The organism is Mycolicibacterium smegmatis, from assembly GCF_001457595.1.
GTDB lineage: Bacteria > Actinomycetota > Actinomycetes > Mycobacteriales > Mycobacteriaceae > Mycobacterium > Mycobacterium smegmatis.
Map to the genome: position 1 here is coordinate 1,945,278 of NZ_LN831039.1, position 15,582 is coordinate 1,960,859.

Below are 15,582 nucleotides of genomic sequence, written 5' to 3' on the forward strand. Positions count from 1 at the left end.
GCGTCAGCCGCGCGCCATCCTCCGGATCAACCGGGCAGTCGCGCGGTCCAGCACGGACTGACGCTCATCGGCAGACCGCGTGCGCGCGGCGCGGCGCACCGCGGACTCGATCGTGATGCCGTTGCGGTAGGCCTGCACCACCCGTGGGTCGACGTAGGCACTGCGCGCGACCGCAGGGGTGTTCCCGAGCCCTTCGGAGACCTCCCGCATCACCGCCGACTCGACGCGCTTGACCACTTTGGGGTCCACCGGCGGATCGGCATCGACGAACGCCTCGGCGGCCAGCACCGTGCCGTGCCAGGTACGCAGGTCCTTGACCGTGTAGTCTTCACCGACCATCTCTTTGAAGCGAAGATTGAGGTCGTCGGCGTGGACCTCCACCCAGTCCGCCGATTCCTGGTACGCCAGAAAACGTTCCCCGCGCTTGCGGTGTCGCTGCAGGGCCCGCACGGCACGGACCACGTCGTCGTCCTCGACGAGCAACGTACGCCGTACCCCGCTCTTCGCCGGATAGTCGAACTCCACTCCGTCGCGGCCCACGCTCACGTGCTCGCACTGCAGTGTCGCGATACCGAACGAATTGTTCTCCTCGGCGTATCTCTCACCGCCCGCACGGAAGTATCCGAGGTCGAGCAGACGCAGCCCCAGCGCCAGCACCCGATCGCGGCGCAGGCCTCGCCGGGCGAGATCGGCTGCCACGTGCTGTCGCCAATCATGAAGCCCTGCAGACATTTCCAGTACGCGGTCGAATTTCTCCTCACTGCGTTCCTGTTGCCACTGCGGGTGGTACAGGTACTGGCGCCTGCCTGCGACATCGGTGCCGACAGCCTGGATGTGCCCGGAAGCATGCGGGCAGATCCAGACCGCCTTCCAGGCCGGGGGGATGACGAGATCGTCGATGCGCTGCAGCACCTTGCGATCAGTTACCGCCTGCCCGTCGGGCTTTCGATAGCTGAAGCCTCGGCCCCTGCGGATCCGCTTGATCCCGGGGCCGTCGACGACGCTTCGACGCAGCCGCATGATCAGCAGCTCGCGACGCGTTTAGTGCCCGCGTAGGCACGGGTAACCCGCAGGAGTGACGCGGGTGGGCCCTCGGGCAGGAGACGGTGAAGAGGTTCGCCGGTTGTCCCTGGGCGGCAATCCGAAATGGATGGGGCTGCCGTCATCGCAGCGGCCGCCGATCACGATGGTTCATCCCGAGCGGTTACCCGGTGCCCCGGCGCCGTACACCGTCGACCGGCGTCGTGTGGTGGTCGAGGTCCCGGCGCGCGAGGCGATGCTCGTGACGCTACGCAACATTCTCGGGGCGATCGCGACCTTCGAGGGCCTGGACAGTGACGTGGTCGCCGACCTGTGCCTGGCGGTGGACGAGGCGTGCGCGGTGCTGATCAACGCGGCCGCGCCGGACTCGCTGGTGTCTCTCGACATCGTCGCGGACGCACAGATGCTCGTCGTCGACGCGTCAACCACATGTTCACGTCCTGAGGACGCGGGCCTCGGTCGCTTCAGTGAGCGTGTGCTGTCGGCGCTGACCGATGAGGTCGGCACGTTCGCGGCGGCGGCCGACACGGCGAACAGCACAGAAGACGATCCCGGAAGCAGCCCCGAAAACGGCACGGACCCCCGAGGGGTGTTCGGGATATCCCTGACCACCCGACGGAGGCCGCCGACCGCTTCTGACCCGGTGTCGGACTAAGTGTTCTCCACCAGTTGCAGTGGTCGTTGATCGCTCTTGCGGGACAACGCCGACGCAACGTCGGGAGAGGTGGTCAGCCCGGAGTCCGGATCACAGATGCGGAGCACCCGTGTGACGGCCTTGCTCGGCACCACCACCCACTCGGCGTCGGCCCCGGCGCACCGCACATTGAGAGTGTGCAACGTGGTGAAACACGCAGCTCCGAAGAAGGCGACATCGCTCAGGTCGAGCACGAGTTTCGTGTTCCGTGTGAGGGCCTTCAGGGCATAGTCGGTGAGGAGGCCTGCATTGGAGGCATCCAGGTCGCCGTGAACTGTCACGACGGCGGTCGTGGTGTTGATCCGTTCGGTGGTGAAATGCGCGTGTTGTCGTGCATGGCTGCCGCTGTGAGGACTACTCCTCTTGGCAACGCTGATTGTGGGCATGTGTGACTCCATCAGTAGAAAACACGATTCGTACTGCAGTCACGTCACTCAGGCTCTGCTCGCTCAAAGCCCCCGGGCGCAGGGTGTGCTGGCCTGCACGTCGATGACGATTCCAGCTGGCTGTGAACTCAACCTGGGTCGAACTTTACGCCAGATCGTTACCATCGACAATTGCGTTGGCTCGGTTCTCATAAAACAATCAGCAACGCCCGTGCGGCCCGCCGAAGTCGCGAAAGTTGTTGCGGCAGAAACAACATTAGTTTGCCAACAGGCGACGAGCACGTGTCGTCCCGCTTATACCGGATTGCTGTCGCGCGCGTCGGCGTTATCGGGGAACATGCGTCCGGAGCCACCGAAACCGGCGGTCATCCGCCTGTGGCGGGTTTTGCTGGCGTGGTCGGTGGCGCCCCGGACCGACTTCCGACGCGCCACGGTTCGACGCATCGGCGTGCGACATCCGTGTTCGCCGACTTGGTTTGGTACTCGAAGTGTCCGGGTATCCGGGCCGCATGAGATTCGGTGGCTTGTTCGGAACGCTAGTTCTCATCTGGTTGCTGATCGGAGTTCTGGCCGCGTGGCAACGCGACTATTTCCAGAACGGCACAACCGATTGCGCGACAGCGGGCCAAACTGCGCTCACTGTGTTGGCCGGACCGCTCAACTATGCCGGCGTCAACCCGAAGGTGGGCGAGTGCCGCCTGCCCGAACCCAGTGCGATGCCCGTCATCGCCAACCTGAAGTGAGGTCGTCATGATTGTCTTCGGAGCGATTCTGCTCATCCTCGGCCTGGTGCTGAACATCTACTGGCTGTGGGTCGTCGGCGTGATCTTGATGGTCGTCGGCGCGGTGTTCTGGCTGCTCGGCTCCATCGGGCGCCCGGTCGGTGGCCGCCGGGCCTGGTATTAGGCGCACGCGAACAAGACGCACCGTAGGAGCTGAACGATGCCGAATTCATCGATCAAGGACGAGAAGCTCTACCAGGACCTGCGTAAGCAGGGCGACTCGAAGGAGAAGGCCGCGCGCATCTCCAACGCGGCGGCTTCCCGAGGCCGCTCCAAGGTCGGGCGCTCGGGCGGCAAGTCCGGATCCTATGAAGACTGGACTGTGTCCGACCTGCGCAGTCGTGCGAAAGAACTTGGGATCACCGGATATTCCGACAAGAACAAGGGTGAGTTGGTGAAGATGCTCAGGAGTCACTGAGCGTTCCCTCCGCCCCGAAAAACCCCGCACGAAGGGCCCCGCTGATCAACTCAGCGGGGCCCTTCCCCGTTGTTCTGAGGTTGATCGCCGTTCGGCCCCTCATGAGGACAAATCGTTCTAACGTGGGAAGCAGCCCCGAATGCCAGGGCGGAGCAATGGCGGAAGGAGCAGCCATGAAAGGCCCAAAGGATCCTGTCGATCATGCTCGGACGACACGGCCACATGCCGGGGAGTCGATGAAGGACAACATGATCATGCCTGCGCTGATCGTGATCGGCCTGGCGCTGGTGACGTTCGTCGGATCCCTCGCCGCGTTCGCCACCAGCCACCATGATGTCGGACTGACCCTGGTGAGCCTCGCGGCCGCCGGGTTCGTCATCGGAGCTTTGTGGCTGGCGCTCGAGCACCTGAGGGTGCGTCGTATCGAAGATCGTTGGTACGCAGAGCATCCCGGGGTGATGAGGCAAGGCCCCAGCAGCTGATCGGCCAGGCGGACCTGCGGGGCGGATCGTTCGCCCGCGGGTGTTTGCGTGCCCGTCAGAAGGTCAGAGCCAGAACGATGAAGTCGATCGCCAGCAACGCCAGCCCGATGATCGGCACCAGGATGCCGCGCCGGGCACGCGCGGTGAACACCGTCAGCGCGATCACCACGACCGGGACCACCGGAGCGCCGTAGAACAGCACTCCGAACCAGAACTCGCCCGGACCCTGATTCGCGCACGCATCGTCGGCGCACCCGGCCATGCTCATGACCGCGCCCATGCCGTACAGGAACACCGCCACGGCGGCCGGAATCGTCAGCAGAGCCAGCACCCACGTCGCCGAGATCCGTGTCTTGCGGCCGGTCTCGGTCTGCTCGATCTGTGCCTTGCTCGTGTTCGGGGTCATATCTGGCGGGTACCCAGTTTCGCGGCCCGGTGCACGGGTATCCGCAGCCCATGACGAGATTCGGATACACGCTGATGACCGAGCAGAGCGGGCCAAAAGATCTTGTGCGTTACGCCGTCGCGGCGGAGCAGGCGGGATTCGATTTCGAGGTGTGCAGTGACCACTTCTCGCCCTGGCTGACCAGCCAGGGGCACGCCCCGAACGCGTGGGCGGTGCTCGGGGCGGTCGCGCACGCCACCGAATCGGCGCACCTGTATTCGTACGTCACCTGCCCGACGATGCGCTATCACCCGGCCGTCGTGGCCCAACAGGCCGCGACCGTGCAGATCCTCTCCGACGGGCGGTTCACGCTGGGACTGGGCAGCGGTGAGAACCTCAACGAACACGTCGTCGGCAAGGGTTGGCCGACCGTCGAACGGCGTCTCGACATGCTGGCCGAGGCCATCAAGATCATCCGGGAGTTGTTCACCGGCGAACTCATCGACTTCCGGGGCGAGTACTTCGAGGTCGATTCGGCGCGGATCTGGGATGTCCCCGACGAACCGGTCGGCATCGGCGTCTCACTGACAGGCGAGAGGGCCCTCGACAAACTCGCGGTCTCGACGGACCACCTGATCAACGCCGCGCCGGACGCGGCGGTGGTCGAGGGATGGCGCAAGCGCCGTGAGGCCACCGGAATACTGCCCGCGGGCCGCGTGGTCGGACAGATACCGGTGTGCTGGGATCCCGACAAGGACGCCGCCATCGCCCGCGCACACGATCAGTTCCGGTGGTTCGCCGGCGGGTGGGCGGTGAACGCCGACCTGCCCACCCCGGCCGGTTTCGCGGCCGCGACACAGTTCGTGCGGCCCGAGGACGTCGCGTCGGCCATTCCCTGCGGTCCCGACCTCGACGCGATCGTCGCCGCCGTCGACGAGTACCGCCAGGCGGGCTTCACCGATATCGCGCTGATCCAGATCGGTGGCGACAGCCAGGAGCAGTTCCTTGCCGAGGCCGCCAAGCCGCTACTCGCGGCGCTGCGCGAGAGTGCCGGGTGAGGCGGCCGTCGAGCCGGGACGACCGCCCATGGGCTGCCCCGACCGCATGGTGAACGGCCAGACGATCCAACAACCCACGAACACAACCAGTGCCACCGCACCCGCGGTGAATCCGGCCGGGCGGCCGGCGACGGTGTCGAAGATGATCAGCACCACGCCCGCCATCGCGAACCCCAGCAACAGCAGTCCCGCGTAGGCGCAGCGGTGTGCCGCGGTCACCACGAGATTCATCCGGTGACGCCGGAACACCATGCGGTGCATGGCAACCGGAGCCACGAGCAGCGCGGTGGATCCGGCCGAGCACGCGACGGTGATCAGGAAGACCGTGCGCATGGTCCCGTCGAGAACGTCGAACTCCTCCTGGAACGGCAGGGTCAACAGCAGGCCGGTGAGTAGCTGGACGCCCGTCTGCACCACACGGAGTTCCTGCAACAGGTTGTTCCAGTTACGGTCGAGCCGTTCGGCCTCGGTCTCGTTGCGCGCCACCCCGGGAGGCCGTTTGTCGTCGTGGGCGCGCATGTGGTCGATCATGCATCGCCGACGACGAACCCGGTACAAAAGGCGCGTTTCCGGGTACGTCTGAGGTATGGACGGCGGTTCGCCGCACATGCTGCGGCGCCTTCTCATCTCACTGGCGCTGATTCTGGCCGTGGTGATCGCGATCGTCGCAGCGGTGTACGCGATGGCGTTCATCATGCTCGCCCCGATGATGACCTGAGGTGGTCGAGGGTTTCCCGAATGCCGACGTTGGGCATCCGGTGGGGCGGACAGCGGAATCGATACATGAAGACGTGAGGGACCCGAGAGGAAGTGGTCACGGTGCCGAAGACGACCCGTCAGGGTGCGGCCAAGAAGAGCGAACTGCCGAGCACACTGAAGAAGTCGGACGCCAAGGCGCAGCGGACCTTTGCCAAGGCGCACGACGCGGCGGCCGAAGAGTACGGCGAAGGGGAGCGCGCCCACCGCGTCGCGTACTCCGCGCTGAAGCACAGCTACGAGAAGGTGGGCGACCACTGGGAGGCCAAGACGCGTCGTGGCCCGTCCGATCAGCGCGCACGTGGCGGCGGTCCGAACGCGAAGGGCAAGACGGCCGAAGGCGTGGACGCGCACGCCAGCAAGGCCCACCTGCTGCAGATCGCCAGGCGCCTCGACATCCGGGGCCGCTCGACGATGAACAAGGGCGACCTGGTGACCGCTATCGAGAAGGCGAACCGGCGCGAAACCCGGGCCAGGCGTTGAACCGCCACCGCGGGCCGTGTGATCCGGCAGCGGAACAAGGAGTGGCGCGGTGAATCCACCCACCCGCCTGAGGTACTGTCGGTCACAAATTCCAGGAGGTCAGATGGCGGAAACACCCGCTCGGGGCGAGCGGTCGGTAGAGATCCGCGTCGCCGCGATGTTGGAGAACCTGGCGGTGGTGCGCACCGTGGTCGCTGCGATCGCAACGTTCGAGGACCTCGACTTCGACGTGGTCGCGGATCTGCGGCTGGCGGTCGACGAGGCATGCACCACGTTGATCAGGTCGGCGGTGCCTGACGCGACGCTCGTCCTGCGGGTGGATCCCGGTCCCGATGCCGTGGTTATCTCCACGTCCACGGTGTGTATCGGCGACAATGTCGTCGAGCCCGGCAGTTTCAGCTGGCACGTGCTGAGTTCTCTCACCGACGAGGTGAACACATTCACAGATGGGTCCGGGCCTGAAGAGGGGCAGGTGTTCGGCATCACGATGACCACGAGGCGAGCGAGCCTGCTGCGGTGACGTCGGAATACGCAGACGTTCTCGACATGTTCCGCGAGCTCGCGGGGACAACCGAGGGTTCGCCGAGCTACGTCCGCCAGCGCGAGAAGATCGTCGAGCGGTGCCTTCCGCTCGCCGACCACATCGCGCGGCGCTTCGACGGTCGAGGGGAGCCCCGCGAGGATCTGGTGCAGGTCGCGCGAGTGGGCTTGGTGAACGCGGTGAACCGGTTCGACGTGGAAGCCGGCTCGGACTTCGTGTCGTTCGCCGTGCCCACGATCATGGGCGAGGTCCGCAGGCACTTCCGCGACAACAGCTGGTCGGTGAAGGTGCCTCGCCGGCTCAAGGAACTCCACTTGCGGCTCGGAGCCGCGACCGCCGAGCTCTCGCAGCGCTTGGGCCGGGCGCCCACCGCATCGGAGCTGGCGCACGAACTGGACATGGATCGCGAAGAGGTGGTCGAAGGCCTCATCGCGGGCAGTTCGTACAACACGCTGTCCATCGACAGCGGCGGCGGTGGCGACGAGGAAGCCCCCGCGATCGTCGACACGCTCGGCGATCTCGACATGGGCCTCGACCAGATCGACAACCGCGAATCGCTGCGCCCGCTGCTGGCCAGCCTGCCGGAGCGCGAGCGCACCGTGCTGGTGCTGCGATTCTTCGAATCGATGACGCAGACCCAGATCGCCGAGCGGGTCGGCATCTCGCAGATGCACGTCTCCCGTCTGCTGGCCAAGTCGCTGGCGCGGCTGCGCGACCAGCTGCAGTAGCCGGCGGCCGGCGCACACTGGTGGCATGTCGGAACCTCCCGTCGTCGCAGGCGTGGTACTCGCGGCAGGGGCGGGAACTCGCTTCGGAATGCCGAAAGTGCTTGCCGCCGAAGGTGACTGGCTGAAGACTGCAGTACGTTCCCTGGTCGAGGGCGGCTGCGCGCACGTCGTCGTCGTGCTCGGCGCAGCCGTCGTCGACGTACCGCAACCGGCCCAGGCCGTCGTGGCCACCGACTGGTCCGACGGATTGTCCGCGTCGCTACGCGCCGGGGTCGGGGCCGCCGCGCGCACCGGTGCCGACCTGATCGTGTTCAGGCTCGTCGACACACCGGACATCGGCGGTGACGTCATCGCGCGGGTGGCCGCAGCCGCAGGCGAGTCCGGTCTGGCGCGGGCGACCTACGACGGCAGGCCCGGGCATCCCGTGGTGATCGCCCGCCGGCACTGGCCGGAATTGCTTCGCGTGGTCCACGGTGACGAGGGGGCCAAGCCGTTCCTGCGCGGGCGCACCGACGTCGTCGCCGTCGAATGCGGCGATCTGGCCACCGGGGCCGACATCGACGTCAGCCCGTGACGGATGTGCCGTTCGGCCCCTGCGGACCCAGGCCCAGCATCGCCCCGGCGAACCGTCGCACGCTGTCCTCGGCGATCCGCGCGGCGTCGGTGTGGCCGGCCCTGGCCCTGCTGTGCACCTCGGCCGTCGCGGGATCGAGGGTGACCTCGGCGAGCATCTCGCCCGTGGTGGGTTCACACACCGCCCACGAGTAGCACGTGTCCGAGGCCCACTGCGCCTCGCGCCTGGTGACATGGTCCGGGTCGGTCTCGCCGAGCTCGGAGAGCGCCGGCCGGTCGTCCATCAGATCGTCGGCCCGTAACGCGCGCAGATACCAAGAGCCCGCGTTGATTTCGACAGGTTCCATCGTGTTCCCAAATGTCGCGAGGCTGTAGTTACCGGGGAGTGCTCTCGCACGATCCCACGACAACTACAGCCTCGGCGGTCGAGTTCGGGCCGGTTCCGGCCTACTTGATCTCGGCGATGACGGTGCCTTGCGTGATGGCGGCACCGGCCTCGACGGCAAGACCCGTGATGGTGCCGTCCTTGTGGGCGGTGACCGGGTTCTCCATCTTCATGGCCTCCAGGACCACCACGAGATCACCTGCGGAGACCTCCTGGCCTTCCTCGACGGCGACCTTGACCACGGTGCCCTGCATGGGCGCGGTCACGGCGTCACCCGATGCGGCCTTGGCGCCGCCCCCACCACGCTTGCGCGGCTTGGGCTTCTTGCGCACCACGCCCGGAGCAGCGGCACCGCCGCCGCCACCGATGGCGAGATCGCCGGGCAGCGACACCTCCAGACGGCGGCCGCCGACCTCGACCACCACGGTCTGCCGCGGAACGGTGTCCTCTTCCTCGATCGGGTCCCCGCCGGTGAAGGGCTCGACGGTGTTGTTCCACTCGGTCTCGATCCAGCGGGTGTGCACGTCGAACTTCTCGCCGTCACCGATGAACGCGGGGTCCGACACCACGGCGCGGTGGAACGGAATGACAGTGGCCAGGCCCTCGACGGTGAACTCGGCCAGCGCGCGGCGGGAGCGCTCAAGGGCCTCCTCGCGGGTGGCACCGGTGACGATGAGCTTGGCCAGCATCGAGTCGAACTGGCCGCCGATCACCGAACCGGTCTCGACGCCGGAATCCATGCGCACGCCGGGGCCGGTGGGCGCGACGAACTTGGTGACCGGGCCGGGCGCGGGCAGGAAGCCGCGGCCGGCGTCCTCGCCGTTGATGCGGAACTCGAAGGAGTGTCCGCGCGGCGTCGGGTCCTCGGTGATGTCGAGGGGCTCACCGTTGGCGATCTTGAACTGCTGGCGCACCAGGTCGATGCCCGAGGTCTCCTCGGTGACGGGGTGCTCCACCTGCAGACGGGTGTTGACCTCGAGGAAGCTGATCAGACCGTCCTGGCCCACCAGGTACTCGACGGTGCCCGCGCCGTAGTAGCCGGCTTCCTTGCAGATGCGCTTGGCGGACTCGTGGATCTCCTTGCGCTGCGCGTCGGTCAGGAACGGAGCCGGGGCCTCCTCCACGAGCTTCTGGAAGCGGCGCTGCAGCGAGCAGTCGCGCGTGCCCGCGACGACGACGTTGCCGTGCTGATCGGCGATAACCTGAGCCTCGACGTGGCGCGGCTTGTCCAGGTAGCGCTCGACGAAGCACTCGCCGCGGCCGAACGCCGCGATGGCCTCGCGGGTGGCCGACTCGAACAGTTCGGGGATCTCCTCGAGCGTGCGGGCCACCTTCATACCGCGGCCGCCACCGCCGAATGCGGCCTTGATCGCCACGGGCACACCGTGCTCCTTGGCGAACGCCACGACCTCGTCGGCGTCCTTGACCGGATCGGGGGTACCGGGGACCAGCGGGGCCTTGGCGCGCGCTGCGATGTGGCGCGCGGTCACCTTGTCGCCGAGGTCGCGGATGGACTGCGGGCTGGGCCCGATCCAGATCAGCCCGGCGTCGATGACGGCCTGGGCGAAGTCGGCGTTCTCGGAGAGAAAGCCGTAGCCGGGGTGGATGGCGTTGGCGCCGGACTTCTCTGCGGCGTCCAGGATCTTCTCGAAGACCAGGTAGGACTCGGCCGAGGTCTGGCCGCCCAGTGCGAAGGCTTCGTCGGCGAGCCGGACGTGCGGTGCATCGGCGTCAGGCTCGGCGTAGACGGCCACGCTGGCCAATCCCGCGTCTTTGGCGGCACGGATCACCCGGACCGCGATCTCCCCGCGATTGGCGACCAGCACCTTGGAGATCTTTGAGCTGGCGTGGTTGGCCACGGTGCCTCCTCGGCAGTTCTCTAAGAAACGTCTTTAAGAATCTATCGCGGGCAGTTTATGCGCCGCGCATCGAGCCTGCTCCACGCGGTCCGGTTACCCGCGGGTAAGTTCGGTCGGAATGGATTGTGTGTGGCAGCTTTCGGCCGCCGATCGGCCGCTGGCCAGCACAAACCGTTGCGTCGCCCGATGCGGCTCCATCTTTGCTGTCACCTTCCTGATCGCCCGAAATTCTCAGAAACCGCGTCGGGGTGTCGGCCGGCGATCGCCGGCCGCCGCACCACGTGGTGACGGAGGGCTACCCGTTCTCGCCGACTCCCGAACCGGAAAGTGGCGACCACTCGACCGGTATGCCGCCTTGGTCCGAAAGCGGTTGCCGCTCAGCGATTCTCGTGGATCAGGCGGTGCGCAGGCGCCGCTTGATGCGGGTCAGCATCGCCGACATGCCGCGCAACCGCAGCGGGCTTATGAGCGCCGCGAGTCCCAGCTCGGAGTAGAAGTCGTCGGGAACCGCGAGGATGTCGGCCGCAGGCTGACCGTCGAGGCCGGCGGCCAGGATCGCCGCGAATCCCCGCGTGGTCGGGGCCTCGGCCGGTGCGCTGAAGTACAGACGCACGGCCTGGGGATCTGACGCGTCGACATCGAGGAACAGTGGCGACTGGCATTCCGGTACCGGTTCCATCGCCGCCTCCTCGAGGTGGGCAGGCAACGGCGGCAGCTCGTTGGCGAACTCCAGCAACAGTTGCAGCTTGTCCTGACCGGCCACTTCCTGGAAGTCCGAGACCACCTCTGCCAGGGCAGCCGGCATGGTCACGGTGCCGAACCCGGGTCCGGACCGACCGCGACCGGCACCCGCACCGCGTTGCCCCACTCGGTCCACGAACCGTCGTAGTTGCGGACGCCCGGCAGGCCCAGCAGGTGGGTCAACACGAACCAGGTGTGGCTCGAACGCTCACCAATGCGGCAGTACACCACGGTCTCGTCATCGGGCGTGAGGAAGCCGTACAGCTCTTCGAGCTCGGCGCGGCTGCGGAACTGGCCGTTGTCCTTGGCGGCCTTGCCCCAGGGGATGGATTTGGCGGTGGGGATGTGGCCACCCCGCAACGCACCTTCCTCCGGGTAATCCGGCATGTGGGTCCGTTCACCGGTGTACTCCTGCGGCGAGCGGACGTCGATCAGCGGCTGCTTGCCGAGAATCTCCAGCACGTCCTCTTTGAAGGCGCGGATCGGGGCGTCGTTGCGCTCGACGACCGGGTACCCGCTCGACTGGCGCGTCGGCACGTCCAGGGTGGTGTCACGACCGTGTGAGACCCACAGGTCGCGCCCGCCGTCGAGCAGGCGCACATCCGGGTGACCGAACAGCGTGAAGACCCACAGGGCGTATGCGGCCCACCAGTTGCTCTTGTCGCCGTAGATGACGACGGTGTCGTCGCGGCTGATGCCCTTGCGGTCCATCAACGCGGCGAACTGCTCACCGTTGATGTAGTCCCGCACGTGGGGGTCGTTGAGGTCGGTGTGCCAGTCGATCTTCACCGCCCCGGGGATGTGTCCGGTGTCGTAGAGGAGGACGTCTTCGTCGGACTCGACGATGGCCAGGCCGGGCCGACCGAGGTTACTGGCGAGCCAGTCGGCGGTCACCAGGCGTTCCGGGTGGGCGTATTCGGCGAGAGTGGGGCTGGGATCTGCAGGCAGCGACACACCATGAGCCTACCGCCGAGAGCACGGGTGTTGTCGGGGCACTGGGGCGTAACGCCTGATCGCCGCCCCGAATCACTGCACGTTCGCCCAGTTCGGCGGCGTCAGGTTCCATCTGTGGGCGTTGCGATGGCTGACGGTTGCCAACCAGGTCAGGCCGTGAACACCACCTCATAGGCCACGGCGTAGCGGCGGGGCCCGGACTTGGTGCGGAAGAGGGATCCGCCGTCCTGGCACCACGTGACGACCCGCAGGAGGCGTTTGCCCGGTGCGAGCCGCTTGGCGATCACATCGGCGAATGCGGCGCGCAGCCGCTCCAGATCATGAGTCTCGATGTCACGTTCAACCCGGACATCCCACATCGTTTCTTCGACCGGCATCGCCCCAGTGTCGACCGATGTGATCCGATTCACACCTTTGTGCCCGGCGTGCCGCCCGCTGAGTTTGGTTGCAATTTGGTCACCGTCCGGTCAGTGGACCGTCACGACACGCATTCTGCCCGTGGGCGTGTCGTGGTCAGCCGGATAATCCGCGCTCACCGGCCGTTGGCGGACCAGAGGTCCGCGACCGACACTTCAAGGCGCTCGAACAACGCCCGCAGCACCGGCAGGCTCACCCCGATCACGTTCGACGGATCGCCCTCGATGCGGTCGATGAACCAGCCGCCCAATCCGTCGAGCGTGAATGCGCCTGCCACCCAGAGCGGTTCGCCGGTCGCCAGGTACGCCGACAGATCGTCAGGTGAGGGGGTGCCGAAATGCACTGTGGTGCCTGATGATTCGGTGACATTGCCGACGATCTCGCCGTCGTGCAACCGGATCACGCAGTGCCCGGTGACCAGGTCCGCCGACCGCCCGGACATGGTCTGCCACTGGCGGTGTGCGGCGTCCACCGAACCGGGTTTACCGCACAGTTTTCCGTCGAGAAGCAGCATCGAATCACAGCCGATGACTACGGCGTCTGCGGCGTCCGAGTGGGACAGGCGCGTCACGACCTCCCCGGCCTTGGCGGACGCCAGGGCCGTGACGACCTGATCCGGTGGAGCCGAGGGGTGCGCGGCGATGATCGCGTCCTCATCGACATCCGAGACCACGACCAGCGGTTCGATGCCGGCGTTGCGCAGAACGCTCAGCCGGCCCGACGACGCCGAACCCAGAACGACTCGGGTCATGAGTGGGACACGGGCTTCATAAGAGGCTCATCTGAACCCGATGTTCTTCGCGCAAGCAGCTCATCTGAACCCGATGTTCTTCGCGCAAGCGGCTCATCACCGCCGCATGTGGGTCCGCTCCAGCAACGTCACCCGCTGCCAGCTGAAGACCGAGTAGCGCAGCTTGTCGACCGGATGGCCCCACATGTTGCGTTCCTTCTTCACCGGCTCGGCCGGCCCGCCGCCCGCCGACGCGAGGACGGCCATCAGCGCAGCCATCTCCTCGGGGGTCGGCTCACCGCGCAGCACCTTGATGTGCGCCTCGTGGTCGGCTTTGGCCTCGTCGGTGACGTCGGCCTGCACTTCGCCGCTCACCGTCGTCGAATCGTTCGCGCCGCTCACTGTCGTCGAATCGTTCGCGCCGCTCACAGCGGAATGTTCCCGTGCTTCTTCGGCGGCATCTGCACGATCTTGCGTTCGAGCAGGCGCAGCGCGTTGGCCACGTAGCCGCGCGTGTGCGACGGCGGGATCACCGCGTCGACATAGCCACGCTCGGCAGCGATGTAGGGGTTGACCAGCGTGTCCTCGTAGGTCTGCTGCAGCTCCAGGCGCAGGGCGTCGACGTCCTCGCCGTTCTTCGCGGCTTCCTTGAGCTGCTGGCGGTAGACGAAGCCGACCGCACCCGAGGCGCCCATGACCGCGATCTGGGCCGTCGGCCAGGCGACGACGACGTCGGCGCCCATGTCCTTCGAGCCCATCACGCAGTACGCACCGCCGTAGGACTTGCGGGTGATGACGGTGACCTTGGCGACCGTGGCCTCACCGTAGGCGTAGAGCAGCTTGGCGCCGCGCCGGATGATGCCGTTGTATTCCTGGTCGGTACCGGGCAGGAAGCCGGGGACATCGACCAGCAGCACGATCGGGATGTTGAAGCAGTCGCACGTGCGGATGAACCGCGCGGCCTTCTCCGAGGCGTTGATGTCCAGGCAGCCCGCGAACTGGGTCGGCTGGTTGGCGACGATGCCCACCGGGCGGCCCTCGACCCGGCCGAAGCCGACAACGATGTTGCCCGCGTAGCCGGCCTGCACCTCGAGGAATTCGTCGTCGTCGAGGATGCGGGTGATGACCTCGTGCATGTCGTACGGCTGATTCGGCGAATCCGGAATCAGCGTGTCGAGCTCGAGGTCCTCGTCGGTGAGGGTCTCCTCGATCGAGCCCTCAGGGATGGCCACCGGGTACAGCGGCGGATCCGCGTAGTTGTTGGGCGGCAGGTAGCTCAGCAGGTCGCGCACATAGTCGAAGGCGTCCTGCTCGCCCGACGCCACGTAGTGCGCGGTACCGGACTTGGCCATGTGGGTGTGGGCACCGCCCAGCTCCTCCATGGTGACGTCCTCGCCGGTGACGGTCTTGATGACGTCGGGGCCGGTGATGAACATCTGGCTGGTCTGGTCGACCATGACGACGAAGTCGGTGAGCGCGGGGGAGTACACGTGCCCGCCCGCGGCGGCACCCATGATCAGCGAGATCTGCGGGATGACGCCCGAGGCCTTGATGTTGTTGTGGAAGATCCGGCTGTACAGGCCGAGCGAGACCACACCCTCCTGGATGCGGGCGCCGGCGCCGTCGTTGATGCCGATCAGCGGACGGCCGGTCTTGATGGCCAGTTCCTGGACCTTGACGATCTTCTCGCCGTAGACCTCACCGAGGCTGCCGCCGAACACCGTGGCGTCCTGGCTGAAGATGCAGACGTCGCGGCCGTCGATGGTGCCGTAGCCGGTGATGACACCGTCACCCAGCGGCCGGTTCTTCTCCAGGCCGAAGTTGGTGCTGCGATGCTTGGCCAGCGCGTCGAGTTCGACGAACGACCCTTCGTCGAGGAGGGCAAGGATGCGCTCCCGGGCGGTGAGTTTGCCTTTGGCGTGCACCTTGTCGACGGCGGCTTCGCCGACGGGATGCAGCGTCTCCTCGGTCCGTCGCTTCAGGTCGGCCAGCTTGCCCGCAGTGGTGTGGATGTCCACCTGATGCTCGGCGGACGGCTCGGTAACGCTCGTCATGGGTCACGATGGTATCCGCATCCTTAAGACGCGTCTAAGCCTGAATCCGTGGAGCGGCCCTCCTTGAGGTGTCCGTGTGTGGTTTCTGCTGCGTTCGGTGTTGCGGGCATGCGGT

At 66.6% G+C, this 15,582-nt stretch carries 22 protein-coding genes; 10 read left to right on the forward strand and 12 right to left on the reverse strand.

What is annotated here, in order from left to right; translation table 11 throughout:
- Nucleotides 1–3 precede the first annotated feature (3 nt).
- A complete protein-coding gene (locus tag AT701_RS09175; protein WP_058125702.1) occupies nt 4–1,020 on the reverse strand; it encodes a DNA topoisomerase IB in 1,017 nt (338 codons plus the stop codon).
- Nucleotides 1,021–1,084: 64 nt separating this feature from the next.
- Between AT701_RS09175 and AT701_RS09180 the strand changes: the two genes are divergently transcribed.
- On the forward strand, nt 1,085–1,696 hold the full coding sequence (locus AT701_RS09180) for an ATP-binding protein (RefSeq protein WP_223495468.1): 612 nt from the start codon (nt 1,085–1,087) through the stop codon (nt 1,694–1,696).
- Here AT701_RS09180 and AT701_RS09185 read toward each other — a convergent pair.
- On the reverse strand, nt 1,693–2,121 hold the full coding sequence (locus AT701_RS09185; protein ID WP_058127583.1) for an STAS domain-containing protein: 429 nt from the start codon (nt 2,119–2,121) through the stop codon (nt 1,693–1,695). The genes AT701_RS09180 and AT701_RS09185 overlap by 4 nt on opposite strands.
- A 509-nt stretch (nt 2,122–2,630) precedes the next feature.
- On the opposite strand from AT701_RS09185, the gene AT701_RS09190 reads away from it, so the two are divergent.
- From AT701_RS09190 to usfY, 4 genes are all read left to right on the forward strand, one after another.
- A complete protein-coding gene (locus tag AT701_RS09190; protein ID WP_174519652.1) occupies nt 2,631–2,864 on the forward strand; it encodes a hypothetical protein in 234 nt (77 codons plus the stop codon).
- Between the two features lie 7 nt (nt 2,865–2,871).
- On the forward strand, nt 2,872–3,027 hold the full coding sequence (locus AT701_RS09195) for a DUF6131 family protein (protein WP_003893185.1): 156 nt from the start codon (nt 2,872–2,874) through the stop codon (nt 3,025–3,027).
- 36 nt (nt 3,028–3,063) lie between these two features.
- Nucleotides 3,064–3,321 carry a DUF7218 family protein gene (locus tag AT701_RS09200; protein WP_003893186.1) on the forward strand — a complete coding sequence of 86 codons (258 nt, stop codon included), beginning with the start codon at nt 3,064–3,066 and terminating at the stop codon, nt 3,319–3,321.
- A gap of 173 nt (nt 3,322–3,494) precedes the next feature.
- A complete protein-coding gene (gene usfY / locus AT701_RS09205) occupies nt 3,495–3,803 on the forward strand; it encodes a protein UsfY (RefSeq protein WP_036452900.1) in 309 nt (102 codons plus the stop codon).
- A 55-nt stretch (nt 3,804–3,858) separates the two neighbouring features.
- On the opposite strand, the gene AT701_RS09210 is transcribed toward usfY, so the two are convergent.
- A complete protein-coding gene (locus AT701_RS09210) occupies nt 3,859–4,209 on the reverse strand; it encodes a hypothetical protein (protein ID WP_003893188.1) in 351 nt (116 codons plus the stop codon).
- A gap of 50 nt (nt 4,210–4,259) precedes the next feature.
- Here AT701_RS09210 and AT701_RS09215 point away from each other — a divergent pair, with 50 nt between their 5' ends.
- A complete protein-coding gene (locus AT701_RS09215) occupies nt 4,260–5,246 on the forward strand; it encodes an LLM class F420-dependent oxidoreductase (protein WP_003893189.1) in 987 nt (328 codons plus the stop codon).
- Here AT701_RS09215 and AT701_RS09220 read toward each other — a convergent pair.
- Entirely contained in the window at nt 5,214–5,774 is a 561-nt protein-coding gene (locus AT701_RS09220) for a DUF6328 family protein (protein WP_372509644.1), read from the reverse strand. The genes AT701_RS09215 and AT701_RS09220 overlap by 33 nt on opposite strands.
- A 291-nt stretch (nt 5,775–6,065) precedes the next feature.
- Between AT701_RS09220 and AT701_RS09230 the strand changes: the two genes are divergently transcribed.
- From AT701_RS09230 to AT701_RS09245, 4 genes are all read left to right on the forward strand, one after another.
- Nucleotides 6,066–6,485 (forward strand): ChaB family protein, encoded by a 420-nt coding sequence (locus tag AT701_RS09230; RefSeq protein WP_003893192.1) that lies wholly within the window; start codon nt 6,066–6,068, stop codon nt 6,483–6,485.
- 103 nt (nt 6,486–6,588) lie between these two features.
- Nucleotides 6,589–7,005: an anti-sigma B factor RsbW gene (gene rsbW, locus AT701_RS09235; RefSeq protein ID WP_003893193.1), complete on the forward strand. Its 417-nt coding sequence runs from the start codon at nt 6,589–6,591 to the stop codon at nt 7,003–7,005.
- A gap of 26 nt (nt 7,006–7,031) precedes the next feature.
- Nucleotides 7,032–7,754 (forward strand): RNA polymerase sigma factor SigF, encoded by a 723-nt coding sequence (locus tag AT701_RS09240; RefSeq protein ID WP_003893194.1) that lies wholly within the window; start codon nt 7,032–7,034, stop codon nt 7,752–7,754.
- A gap of 25 nt (nt 7,755–7,779) precedes the next feature.
- Nucleotides 7,780–8,328, forward strand: a complete 549-nt coding sequence (locus AT701_RS09245) for a nucleotidyltransferase family protein (RefSeq protein ID WP_011727921.1) — start codon at nt 7,780–7,782, stop codon at nt 8,326–8,328.
- Here the strand turns inward: AT701_RS09245 and AT701_RS09250 are convergent.
- The 8 genes from AT701_RS09250 to AT701_RS09285 form a co-directional block, all read right to left on the reverse strand.
- A complete protein-coding gene (locus tag AT701_RS09250; protein WP_011727922.1) occupies nt 8,318–8,674 on the reverse strand; it encodes a hypothetical protein in 357 nt (118 codons plus the stop codon). The genes AT701_RS09245 and AT701_RS09250 overlap by 11 nt on opposite strands.
- A gap of 100 nt (nt 8,675–8,774) precedes the next feature.
- Nucleotides 8,775–10,571 (reverse strand): acetyl-CoA carboxylase biotin carboxylase subunit, encoded by a 1,797-nt coding sequence (locus AT701_RS09255; protein ID WP_003893197.1) that lies wholly within the window; start codon nt 10,569–10,571, stop codon nt 8,775–8,777.
- 394 nt (nt 10,572–10,965) lie between these two features.
- Complete coding sequence (locus AT701_RS09260) at nt 10,966–11,376, reverse strand: SufE family protein (RefSeq protein WP_011727923.1); 411 nt, start codon at nt 11,374–11,376, stop codon at nt 10,966–10,968.
- Between the two features lie 2 nt (nt 11,377–11,378).
- The gene (locus tag AT701_RS09265; protein WP_003893199.1) at nt 11,379–12,266 is read right to left on the reverse strand and encodes a sulfurtransferase; all 888 of its coding nucleotides are present in this window, start codon (nt 12,264–12,266) and stop codon (nt 11,379–11,381) included.
- Between the two features lie 149 nt (nt 12,267–12,415).
- Nucleotides 12,416–12,625 (reverse strand): hypothetical protein, encoded by a 210-nt coding sequence (locus tag AT701_RS09270; protein ID WP_003893200.1) that lies wholly within the window; start codon nt 12,623–12,625, stop codon nt 12,416–12,418.
- A 173-nt stretch (nt 12,626–12,798) separates the two neighbouring features.
- Nucleotides 12,799–13,434, reverse strand: coding sequence for a Maf family protein (locus AT701_RS09275; protein ID WP_011727924.1), 636 nt, complete (start codon nt 13,432–13,434; stop codon nt 12,799–12,801).
- A gap of 96 nt (nt 13,435–13,530) precedes the next feature.
- A complete protein-coding gene (locus AT701_RS09280; RefSeq protein WP_011727925.1) occupies nt 13,531–13,815 on the reverse strand; it encodes an acyl-CoA carboxylase subunit epsilon in 285 nt (94 codons plus the stop codon).
- A gap of 23 nt (nt 13,816–13,838) precedes the next feature.
- Nucleotides 13,839–15,467 carry an acyl-CoA carboxylase subunit beta gene (locus tag AT701_RS09285; protein ID WP_003893203.1) on the reverse strand — a complete coding sequence of 543 codons (1,629 nt, stop codon included), beginning with the start codon at nt 15,465–15,467 and terminating at the stop codon, nt 13,839–13,841.
- Nucleotides 15,468–15,582: the final 115 nt, after the last annotated feature.